Source organism: Streptococcus danieliae, from assembly GCF_009767945.1.
Classification (GTDB): Bacteria; Bacillota; Bacilli; order Lactobacillales; family Streptococcaceae; genus Streptococcus; species Streptococcus danieliae.
Genome location: NZ_WSRS01000064.1, coordinates 1 through 10,458, shown reverse-complemented (window position 1 = coordinate 10,458; position 10,458 = coordinate 1). Strand labels below are relative to the sequence as shown.

The window sequence follows — 10,458 nt, the reverse complement described above, 5'->3', positions numbered from 1 at the left end:
TCCTTACAATTCCTTGTCCGATTAATACACACATTCAAACTCTGCTTTGGAGTTTACACAAAATTCTTGACACACCCAAATAGCCGCTAACAAGAATACAAAACTGATTAAAAATAATAACTGATCAAATAGTAAAAAACTAATCAGCATTGCTGAAATCGCATTGAAAAACAAATCTGCACCAGTACTTGCAATCATCGCCAATGAGTTAGCCTTCATCAAATCTTTTTCAGGAACAATTCTAAGAACTAGACTCTCCCCAACGGGATAAGAAAATTCCGATACAAATGTCATGAACGGGATAAACAGTAACAGCAGATAAACATTAAAACCAAAGAAAAAAGTAAAGACTGCCAAAACCAAGGTCAATACTAATAAAATAGTCGAAAACAGGGCCAACAGTTTACGATGATCCTTCCGATCCACAATCGGACCAAAGAAAATTCCTAGAAAAGGAGGAAGCGTAAAGAAAAAGCCCGCAATTCCAGCAAACAGCGAGTCACCAGTCATGTTGTAGAGGAACCACATAAAAATGATATAGACCAAACTGTCCCCTAAATTTAGAAACAAACGCCCTATAAATAAATTTCTAAAATCCAAATTACTCAACATATGTTCATTACCTCGTTTAAAATAAGTAATTTATTATAACATAAATATCTATTGATAAAAAAACAATCTAGAATATCAAAAAACCTGCTTTCGCAGGCCTTTTGATGATTATTGAGATTGGCGATAAACTTCAGCTTCTGCTTCTGTCGCATAAACAAAATGACCTGGACGAATCTCATGCATTTGACGCTCTTGACCGTCCTGTTCAATGGAAGGATCATATTCCTGATGTTGACGAGCTCGTTCACGCTCCGGATCTGGCTCAGGAATAGCGGACAAGAGACTCTTAGTATAGGGGTGAATCGGATTGTTGTAAATCTCATCAGCTGTCCCTACTTCTAACAGTTTACCCCAATGCATAACTCCAATACGATCTGAAATATACTTCACCATTGACAAATCATGAGCAATAAAGAGATAGGTCAACCTTTGCTCTCGTTGCAATTTTTGCATCAGATTCACAACCTGAGCTTGAATGGATACATCTAATGCTGAAATCGGTTCATCAGCTACAATGAAATCTGGATGAACTGCCAGAGCACGAGCAATACCAATACGTTGGCGTTGACCCCCTGAAAATTCATGAGGATAGCGCGACAGATGGTCTTTATTAAGTCCAACTAGATCAATTAATTCTTCAACCCTAGCTTCACGCTCCTCTTTTGTCTGAGTCAATTTATGAATATCTAGACCTTCAGCAATGATATCCCGAATTTTCATACGTCCATTTAGGCTGGCTTGAGGATCTTGGAAAATCATTTGCGCTTTTTTGCGAAAATCATAAAGATCTTTTCCCTTAAGCTGGTCTACATTTTTATCTGCAAAAATAATTTCCCCATCATTAATATCATAAAGTTTCAAGATGGCGCGACCAACGGTTGTCTTACCAGAACCAGATTCTCCTACAAGTCCAAAGATTTCTCCTTCGTAAATCTCAAAGCTAACATTATCGATAGCCTTGACCTCATTGGATTTTCCCTGGTTAAAGGTCAAAGTTACATTTTTTAGTTCTACTAACTTTTGACGTTCTTGTGTCATCTTAGTTCTCCTTCATCTTCTGCCATTGTTCCCAACGTTTCAGAATGGCAGCTGGTGGTGTTACTTCTGGAGCACGTTCATCCAAAAGCCAGGTTGCTGCAAAATGCGTATCTGAAACCTTAAACATTGGAGGAATTTCTTCGTGATCAATATCTAAGGCATAGGCATTACGAGCAGCAAAAGCATCCCCCTTAGGTGGGTAAAGCAAATCAGGTGGTGTCCCTGGGATAGCTTCTAAACTCCCAGCCTCTGTATCAGTCGTTGGCATAGAGTTGAGAAGACCCCAAGTATAAGGGTGTTGTGGATTGTAAAAGACCTCATCAACTGTACCATATTCCACAATCTTTCCCGCATACATAACAGCTACACGATCTGCCATCCCTGCCACAACTCCCAAATCATGGGTGATAAAAATAATAGAAGATTGTCGCTCCTTCTGAATATCTTTGAGCAGTTGTAAAATCTGTGCTTGAATAGTCACATCTAGAGCCGTTGTCGGTTCATCTGCAATTAAAATCTCTGGATTCGCAGCCAAAGCGATTGCAATAACCGCCCGTTGACGCATCCCTCCAGACCATTGGTGGGGATAATCATTAATATGTTCTGCTGCATTCGGAATTCCGACATCTTTCATCAGTTGAAGAGCGCGATCCAAAGCTTCTTGTTTAGAAACCTTTTTATGTAACAAAATCGGTTCTGCTATTTGCATCCCAATCTTCATGGTTGGATCTAAACTCGTCATAGGATCTTGGAAAATCATAGCAATCTCATTACCACGAACCTGAACCCAATCATCTTCTTTCAATTCCGTTAAATTACGACCCTTAAAATCAATCTGGCCAGAAACTTCTGCATTTTTTTCGGATAGGCCCATCAAGGTTTTTGTCGTCACTGACTTACCTGAACCGGATTCTCCAACAATAGCTAAGGTCTCTCCCTTATTCAAGTCAAAACTAATATCACGGATAGCCTTTACTTCTCCAGCATATGTCCGGAAATTAACATGGAGATTTTTGACACTTAAAATGTTTTCTTTTGACATATTCCCCTCCTCTTAAATTTCCTTACTAGATTTTGGATCAAAGGCATCACGCAAGCCATCTCCCAAAAGAATAAAGGCAAGGGAAATCAATACCAAAGCCAGTGATGGAATCAAAACTTGGTAAGGATAATACTGTAGATTTTCCGATGCGTCTGTAATCAGAGAGCCTAGTGAGGCTGTTGGAGGCTTAACTCCCAAGTTGATAGCTGACAAAACAGCCTCATACATGATAGCACTTGGAACAGTCATCATAATTTGGACAATAATAATTCCTGAAATATTAGGCAAAACATGCTTAAAAGCAATTTTGAGATTGCTCTCACCCAGGGTTTTTGAGGCCAAGACGAAATCACGCTCCCGATACGAAAGGGTTAAGTTACGAACCTGGCGAGCCATAGAGGTCCAGCCCACAATCGCAATCGAGATGATAATAGAAGTTACACCGTTCCCCAATAGTAACCCCAACATGGTCACAATTACCAAATTAGGAATCGATGAAATCACCTCAATAATCCGTTGCATGACCATATCGACCTTACCGCCAACAAAACCGGAGATAAGACCATAAGTCACTCCAATAATCAAGTCAATAACAGTTGCGACAAGTGCGATTAAAAGTGAAATCCGAATCCCAACAGTCACACGTTTAGCAATACTACGCCCCAGATTATCAGTTCCTAAAACAAAACTATCTCCTTCTGGTACAGACTGATCCTCATAAGCATCATTAGCTTCCGTATTTCCAGAATACGTAATTGTTCCATTCCAAAAAGGTAGATCTTTACTTAATTTAGGAGGCAGATTACGATAGGTTGTGACTTCTTCACTATTAAAACTATTGGCATCATTGGTAGAAACAAAAGCTGTTGATCCAATTGAAAAGACCAATAAAACCGCCAAAAACCAAATAGATACAACGGCTAATTTATTTTTCCTTAAACGCCGCCAAGCATCCTGAGTAAAGGATAGAGTCGGTTTTGAAATTTTTTCTTGGGATTCAGTGTTACCGGCTCCCACAAGTTTAAAGGTTTGTTTGGTTTCCATACTAGCCTCCTTACTTCAAGCGAACACGGGGATCCACAAGACTGGTAATAATATCCGTAATCAAAATTGCCACCATCAACATCATAGCATAGACAATGGTTGTTCCCATAATTACCGGATAATCCTTGGTTGGAATCGACGTCACGAACTGCTGACCAATCCCCGGAATGGAGAAAATTTGCTCAATTAAAGCTGATCCCGTCAAAACATTAGCTGCTAAAGGACCAACTAGGGTCAGAACGGGAATCAAAGAATTTCGCAATGCATGATTCCTAGTAATCTGACGTCCCGTCATCCCCTTGGCACGTGCCAACTGGATATAGTCCGAATTCATGGTCTCAATCATCTCACTTCGGAAGAAACGAGTGACCTGAGCAAAAACAGGAATGCCCAAAGCCAATGTTGGCAAAATTGTTTGCCCGAAGGTTCCCCATCCTGATAAAGGTAGGAGTCCCCATTTAAAACCAAGATAGTCCAGCAATAAAAGACCAATAATAAAGGCTGGGACAGAGATTCCCAAAGTTGAAAGAACACTTAAGACACTGTCAATCCAGTTATTTTTATTCCGAGCCGAAACAGCTCCCACAAAAAGACCTGCCCCAACACCGAGTACAAGAGCTTGAATCCCTAGATGAATAGAGACTGACAAACGTTGACCAATGAGCATGCTGACAGGCTGACTAACGGACTGGTAGCTTGTCCCAAAATCTCCCTGTAAAACTTTCCCCAAATATTGAATATACTGTTGCCAAACAGGTTTATCTAAACCATATTGTTGATTCATCAAGGCAATCATTTCATCCGTTAACTTAGGATTGTTAAAAGGAGTTCCCGGCATCACCTGCATGAGGAAGAAAGATAAGGTAATAACGACCCAAAGGGTGATCATTAAAATAGCAATCCGTTTTAAGAGATATTTCCACATAATTTTTCCCTTTTATAAGCAAAGCAAGAACTGGAAATCCAGTCCTTGCAAACATAGGCTTGATTCTTTTTATTCTTTGTGTGCGTAAGTAAAGTCTACTTCTAAACCTGTTGAGTTACGGATAAGACCCTTGATAGATGGATTTTGCAATCCTTCCTGTGAACGGAAGTAAATTGGGTTGTAGAATGCACCATCGTATAGGACTTTTTCAGCAACTTTATAGTCATCTGCAGCTGCCTTAGGATCTAAAGCATCTGTTGACAAAGCTTTTTGATAAGCTGCATTATAGGCATCACTGTTAACTTTTCCGTAGTTATAAGCAGAATCTGATTGGAATAAGCCATAGAAGGTAGATCCTTCTGGATAATCACCACCCCAGAGAACGAGAGCTACATCAAAGTTTTGGTTCTTTGTATCTTCAAGACGTTGTTTGAAAGGCACAAATTTCTCTTCGACAGTCAATCCTGGAAGAGCCTTCTCCCATGTTTCCTTGATGTAATCTACAGCTGCCTTAGCTGCTGGTCGATCTGCATCTGCTGTAACAGTCAGTGTCAACTCACTCAAACCAGCTTCAGCAAGACCCTCTTTAAAGAGTTTTGTTGCCTCAGTTGCATCATAAGAATAGCCTGGAGCTACATATTCAGCCAAATCTGTACCATCTGGCAATTTAGCAAGTCCTGTTGGCGCAAGAGCTGTTGCTGGTTTAGAACCTGTATCAACCGCTGCTTCAACTATTCCTTGACGATCCGTTGCAAGGTTCAAGGCTTTACGAATTTTCTCGTTTTCCAATCCTTTAACGCTGCCAGTTAAGTTATAAACGATATAGGCTGTTGTTGCTTCTGGCACATCGACAACATCTGAATTTTTCTTGTTTGCATTGTAGATAGCAGATGTATCAGAGATATTAGCAAAGTCTAATTGACCTTGTTTATACATTTGAACAGCTGTATCTGGTTTCTTGACAGTTTGGACATTGATTGTTTTAGTCTTTACATTCTCAGCGTTCCAATAGTTATCATTTTTCACTAACTTAAAGGTACCGCTTGTCCCGTTCCAATCCTCTACCTTATAAGGACCAGAATAGATTTGCTTATCTGAAGTTGTCGCATAGTCTTTACCTGCTTTTTCAACAAATTCTTTATCCTGAGGAACAAAGTTAGAGAATGACAAGAGGCTCATAAACTGAGGTGATGGATTGGAAAGGGTAAAGACAAGCTTAGCATCCCCTTCTGCTTTAACACCAAGCTCCTCGACTCCCTTTTTACCAGCGATAATATCTGCAGCATTCACAAGATGAACATCAGAAGCTAGGTAGGAATATTCTGAAGCCGTTGCTGGATCGACAATCCGTTGCCAAGTATAAACAAAATCTTCAGCAGTCAAGGCTGTCCCATCTGAATACTTAAGACCCTTACGCAAAGTTACAGTATAGGTTAATCCGTCCTCTGATACATCAATCTTTTCTGCTAGATCCGGCTGCAATTCTCCATTTTCATCACGACGAAGTAAGTTACTACCTGAGTTTCCAATCGCCATTGATGAATAGCGATCTGTATTCTTAGACATATCCAAAGTCAAGATTTCAGTTGGGGTATACCAGTTAATCTCATCTTTATTTGCGGATGATTGCTGACTATTTGAACCACAAGCTGCTAGGACAGCTGTCGACGCCAGTGCAACAACACCTAGTCCCATTAGACCTTTAAACGTACGTTTCTTAGATGCCACCATTAAGAAACCTCCTAAAGCAAAAATTTTTAACCATTATACCTTAAATAAATCTAAATTCATAGAACTTTTGTGGAAATTTTCAAAAAACTTTCTCATCGGATAATATATCAATTGGTCTCGAGCTCCTTTAAATTCTACTAAAAATCAACAAAGCCTCCTCCCAAAGGAAGAAGGCAATAATCTATAGATTCAGAGAAGAGCACACCCTACCGCTCTTCTTTTCGATTCTTCTCATAAGCCCAAAATGCTAAAGCTGCAAACAAAATCAACCAGCCAAGCAAGGCGATAACAGACACTAGCTGCACATACCCAGTCACTAAAAATGAGACTGTAGCCCCCATCAAGCTCAGATCAGTTGGTAATTGCAGCCAGGAATAAATGTCATAGAGTAAGGGCAAGCCCATGGATAGAAATATCAATAAAATAGAGATACTAGCCGCCTGCCCACTGTTTTTCGTCAGCAAACCAATCACTAAACCTAGACAAAGATAGGCGACTAGGGTCAAACATAGCAGAATCAGGTAGACAAACCAGTTTGTAACCGGCAGCCCGAAGACTAGCGGCGCAAGACTAGCTAGCGGGATTGCGCTCAAAAAAGGAATCAAAGCTACTGATATGAGGTATTCTCGAGCTGTCACACCTGCTATCGAAAGGGTTCGAATATTCCGCTTCTGCTTCTCTTCCGCCACGATCAAACTCGTCAAGACGACAGTATGACCATAAGCAAATGCTCCTAGAACAAATGCCGATATCAGAATCCCAAGATTCCTTTCCGTTCCTGTACCACCAGCTATTTCGTCAAATATCCGTAAAAGATACGTATCTATATATGGGGACAATACAAATACAAACACTATGAATTTGTTGCTTTGTAGGAATTGCCAACGCAACCAAAGTAAACTTTTTAACCTATGATTCATACAAGGAAGCTCCTGTTAGTTTCATAAAAATCAATTCTAAATCCATCTCTCTGGACTCCATTCCAACCACTTGATCCGATAGGTGTTGACTCACCTCTGCACGCGGAACCGTCTTAGTCCGGCCATTCCGATAAGAGAGGGTTACAAGATCCTCTCCCGTTGCCTGACGCTGGCCGATCTCCTCAAGGCTCCCGCACTCCACAATGCTTCCCTTGTGCAAGATCGCCAGGCGGTCGCTCAGCCGTGTGGCCTCTTCCATATTATGAGTGGTTAGAAAAATAGCGGTCCCCTTTTCCTTCAACTCCAAGAGTAGATCCTGGATTTTTCGTGCCAGAGTTGGGTCAAGACCAGATGTCGGTTCGTCTAAGAATAAGAGTTTCGGTTGATGCAGCACCGCCCGAATCAACAACATCCGTTGCCGCATCCCCGTCGAGAGTTTGGAGGCCTTAACATCCCGATCCTCCCATAAATCCAATCTTTTCAAGAGATCATCAACCGCCTGCATTGGAATTTGGAAAAAACGACTAAAAAAGCTTAGATTCTGGTAAACTGTCAAGGTTTCATAAAAGCCAAGAGCTTCACTCATCAATCCTAGTTGGGCAAAGTCCTCCACCCCTAAGTTTCTGACATCCTTCCCTAAAATCTGAACCTGTCCTGCATCCGGATCCACTTGACCCGTTAGGATACTGATTAGTGTTGATTTACCCGAACCAGACGGTCCTAAAAAACCTAAAATCTCACCGCCTACCCAGTTTAAATCAAGATTCTCCAGGGCGACTTTGGAGCCAAAGCTCTTTTTTAATCCTTCTATTCGGATCATACAGATCCACCTCTCTTTTTTTTTAAAATCATTTAGTAGCAAAAACCACCCTAATGGGTGGCTGCTGCACTCGTTTATTGGATTTCTTTGAAAACCATCTTTTGCTTCACTTCACCTTGACCGCCGCGAGCAATCTGATAAGTAAAGCTATTGGAAGTGAACTGATCACCTAGAGCAAAAACTGCATTGTATTGCCATTGTGAAAGTTCATCATTTTCTTTTTTTCCTAGGGTGAGGCTTGTCGGAGTGACATTGTACTGCCATTCTACAGCCTGCTCCTCATAGGTTTTTTGGAAGGCTTCTGGGGAGCTGGCCGCTTTTAGGGCAACTTCACGACTCTGGGTTACAACAACCCGGTTACCTCCAATTTGAAAGGTGACATACATCATTTTGTCATTTTGAGTGCCGTCTAAAACGCTGGAATATTGATAGGTTTTCCCCTGAACAACCTTATCCAAGCGGTGGCTGGCCCAGTAATAGAAACCTCCAAAACCCAGGGCTAGTACCAGTAAAGCTGCCAGTCCCATACGAACATATTTATTAGTAAGCCATTGTTTGATCATCAGTCCCACTCCTCATCTGAATCTGAACTGGAGCTAGTGCTGGTGCTGGTACTGGTTTCAGGACGAATGAACCCAGTTCCCGAAGAGCTACTGCGGCTAACTTCTGTAAAATCATCATCAGAAGTTGTTGAACTCATCACCGCACTTGAACTTGAACTAGAGCTGGAACTAGAGCTAGATTCCTCAACCTCTGTATAAACCTTGACATTAAAGGCATCTCGGCCAGATTCCTTTGTCAAAACAAGTTGCAAGTAACTAGCATCCGCCAAACTAGATGCTTTGAGCTTGAGCTTAGTATAGATCTCTTCCGCTGCCTTCTTAGCTGAGCTAGCTGTTTTTTTGCTCAAATCTACAGCTAGAGTCTCAGCACGTGGCGTATACAGTTGCTCCATGTCTAGATCTGCAACAAGACTGGAATTTTGATTGAAATCATCTTTGTTAGTCAAGAAATTCCAAGCAGGACTAGCAGATTGGCTCGGATCCTTAGCTTGAAGGGACTCAATTTCCGCTTGGATTTTATCCAAGAATTCATCCATCTCTAGCTCCGCTTCAGAGCTTGAAGCTTTTGTAGATGAAGAAACGCTGCTAGAAGAGCTAGTTGAGCTAGAACTACTTTGTTTTGCGTCACTTGTCTCAGGAGCTGTTGAGGTAGACCCTGAAGATTCTGTATTAGAACCTGATGAAGTAGAATCAGATCCCTCTGAGGAGCTGCTATCACTTGTTTCAGTTGTTACGACTTTTGAGGGCACCTCTAAAAACTAAATTTCTGAAAATCTAAATGTTGATTTATCAAGGTTTGAGTGATTCAATTTGAAGAAAAACTGGGGTTTTTAGAGGTGCCCTTGAGGAATCTTCACTTGTTGATGCGCTGGAATCAGATGTAGCGGGGTTGCTTACTGTCTGGCCACTCGCTTCAGCAGCTTCCAGATCTTTTTCAGTCACTTTCCAAGTTACATTATTTTCCTCATTCATTGTGACAGATGGCTTGAAGGTAAGGTTAAGGCTCGATTGATCAATTTCGTTCCAGGTATTATTTTCAATCTTTGTTAGATTGATCCTTGTTGAATTGTCAATATTGGTCACATTATTGCCATTATGGATGTAATTATTAATTACAACCTTAGTCATGGCACAATGCTGGCCTTGACCGTTGTAACTATAGTCCACAGGAACATGACCGTCTCGCTTGAGAATCAGTGTATCCCCAGCATAAATCAAGTCAACATTCTGGATATTATTATCATAGGCCAATTTAGCAATCGGAATCCCCGTCGCCTGGGAGATTCCCCACATGGTATCACCCCATTGGATCACATAGGTTTGACCATCAGTTGCAACCGCACCTGATGAGTCAACTTGGATATTCTGACTCTGCATTTGTTGCTTAATTTGCTCCGGAGTACGCGCAATCCAGTTAGTAATATCCGCTGCCTGAGCCGTTGACTGGTATTGGTAAAACTCATCTGCCTGAACAACTGCCGTTGTCTGTAGAACAGCTGGTGTTACCAAGGAACCCAGCACCAAGGCAGTTCCTAGAAACTGTTTCTTTTTCATACAATTTTCTCCTTTGAGGAAGTTAAAAAGTTCTTACGATTGTTCAAAAAGGATAAGATCTCTACCCAAGAATAGTATACCCAAATTATTCATACCTCAAACAACTCTGTGTAAATAGCTAAAAAATCATCAGAAATTGCCAAAAAACAATGGCAATTTCTGATGATTTTTCTTATCGTTCAATCTGTTCTAAGGATAAAAATGGATTC

General features: G+C 41.0%; 11 protein-coding genes. All 11 read right to left on the bottom strand.

The window, feature by feature from the left end:
• Nucleotides 1-21 precede the first annotated feature (21 nt).
• The 11 genes from E5983_RS06950 to E5983_RS06900 all read right to left on the bottom strand — a co-directional run bounded on the left by E5983_RS06950 (nt 22) and on the right by E5983_RS06900 (nt 10,249).
• Nucleotides 22-612: an MFS transporter gene (locus E5983_RS06950; RefSeq protein ID WP_160333153.1), complete on the bottom strand. Its 591-nt coding sequence runs from the start codon at nt 610-612 to the stop codon at nt 22-24.
• Nucleotides 613-720: 108 nt separating this feature from the next.
• The gene (locus E5983_RS06945) at nt 721-1,650 is read right to left on the bottom strand and encodes an ABC transporter ATP-binding protein (protein ID WP_160333152.1); all 930 of its coding nucleotides are present in this window, start codon (nt 1,648-1,650) and stop codon (nt 721-723) included.
• Between the two features lies 1 nt (nt 1,651).
• The gene (locus E5983_RS06940) at nt 1,652-2,692 is read right to left on the bottom strand and encodes an ABC transporter ATP-binding protein (protein WP_160333151.1); all 1,041 of its coding nucleotides are present in this window, start codon (nt 2,690-2,692) and stop codon (nt 1,652-1,654) included.
• Between the two features lie 12 nt (nt 2,693-2,704).
• Nucleotides 2,705-3,736: an ABC transporter permease gene (locus E5983_RS06935; protein ID WP_160333150.1), complete on the bottom strand. Its 1,032-nt coding sequence runs from the start codon at nt 3,734-3,736 to the stop codon at nt 2,705-2,707.
• 10 nt (nt 3,737-3,746) lie between these two features.
• Entirely contained in the window at nt 3,747-4,661 is a 915-nt protein-coding gene (locus E5983_RS06930; RefSeq protein ID WP_160333149.1) for an ABC transporter permease, read from the bottom strand.
• 69 nt (nt 4,662-4,730) lie between these two features.
• Entirely contained in the window at nt 4,731-6,392 is a 1,662-nt protein-coding gene (locus E5983_RS06925) for a peptide ABC transporter substrate-binding protein (protein WP_160333148.1), read from the bottom strand.
• Nucleotides 6,393-6,598: 206 nt separating this feature from the next.
• Nucleotides 6,599-7,246: an ABC transporter permease gene (locus E5983_RS06920; protein WP_160333147.1), complete on the bottom strand. Its 648-nt coding sequence runs from the start codon at nt 7,244-7,246 to the stop codon at nt 6,599-6,601.
• A gap of 55 nt (nt 7,247-7,301) precedes the next feature.
• Nucleotides 7,302-8,132 carry an ABC transporter ATP-binding protein gene (locus E5983_RS06915; RefSeq protein WP_160333146.1) on the bottom strand — a complete coding sequence of 277 codons (831 nt, stop codon included), beginning with the start codon at nt 8,130-8,132 and terminating at the stop codon, nt 7,302-7,304.
• Between the two features lie 74 nt (nt 8,133-8,206).
• Nucleotides 8,207-8,695, bottom strand: coding sequence for a hypothetical protein (locus tag E5983_RS06910; RefSeq protein WP_160333145.1), 489 nt, complete (start codon nt 8,693-8,695; stop codon nt 8,207-8,209).
• A complete protein-coding gene (locus tag E5983_RS06905; RefSeq protein WP_160333144.1) occupies nt 8,695-9,231 on the bottom strand; it encodes a hypothetical protein in 537 nt (178 codons plus the stop codon). The genes E5983_RS06910 and E5983_RS06905 overlap by 1 nt, the downstream gene beginning before the upstream one ends.
• Before the next feature lie 253 nt (nt 9,232-9,484).
• The gene (locus E5983_RS06900; RefSeq protein WP_160333143.1) at nt 9,485-10,249 is read right to left on the bottom strand and encodes a LysM peptidoglycan-binding domain-containing protein; all 765 of its coding nucleotides are present in this window, start codon (nt 10,247-10,249) and stop codon (nt 9,485-9,487) included.
• Nucleotides 10,250-10,458: the final 209 nt, after the last annotated feature.

What these genes read in the sequence shown, in the direction of transcription:
- E5983_RS06950 (WP_160333153.1), bottom strand. Translation starts at nt 612, where the DNA reads ATGTTGAGTAATTTGGATTTTAGAAATTTATTTATAGGGCGTTTGTTT.
- E5983_RS06945 (WP_160333152.1), bottom strand. Translation starts at nt 1,650, where the DNA reads ATGACACAAGAACGTCAAAAGTTAGTAGAACTAAAAAATGTAACTTTG.
- E5983_RS06940 (WP_160333151.1), bottom strand. Translation starts at nt 2,692, where the DNA reads ATGTCAAAAGAAAACATTTTAAGTGTCAAAAATCTCCATGTTAATTTC.
- E5983_RS06935 (WP_160333150.1), bottom strand. Translation starts at nt 3,736, where the DNA reads ATGGAAACCAAACAAACCTTTAAACTTGTGGGAGCCGGTAACACTGAA.
- E5983_RS06930 (WP_160333149.1), bottom strand. Translation starts at nt 4,661, where the DNA reads ATGTGGAAATATCTCTTAAAACGGATTGCTATTTTAATGATCACCCTT.
- E5983_RS06925 (WP_160333148.1), bottom strand. Translation starts at nt 6,392, where the DNA reads ATGGTGGCATCTAAGAAACGTACGTTTAAAGGTCTAATGGGACTAGGT.
- E5983_RS06915 (WP_160333146.1), bottom strand. Translation starts at nt 8,132, where the DNA reads ATGATCCGAATAGAAGGATTAAAAAAGAGCTTTGGCTCCAAAGTCGCC.
- E5983_RS06910 (WP_160333145.1), bottom strand. Translation starts at nt 8,695, where the DNA reads ATGATCAAACAATGGCTTACTAATAAATATGTTCGTATGGGACTGGCA.
- E5983_RS06905 (WP_160333144.1), bottom strand. Translation starts at nt 9,231, where the DNA reads ATGGATGAATTCTTGGATAAAATCCAAGCGGAAATTGAGTCCCTTCAA.
- E5983_RS06900 (WP_160333143.1), bottom strand. Translation starts at nt 10,249, where the DNA reads ATGAAAAAGAAACAGTTTCTAGGAACTGCCTTGGTGCTGGGTTCCTTG.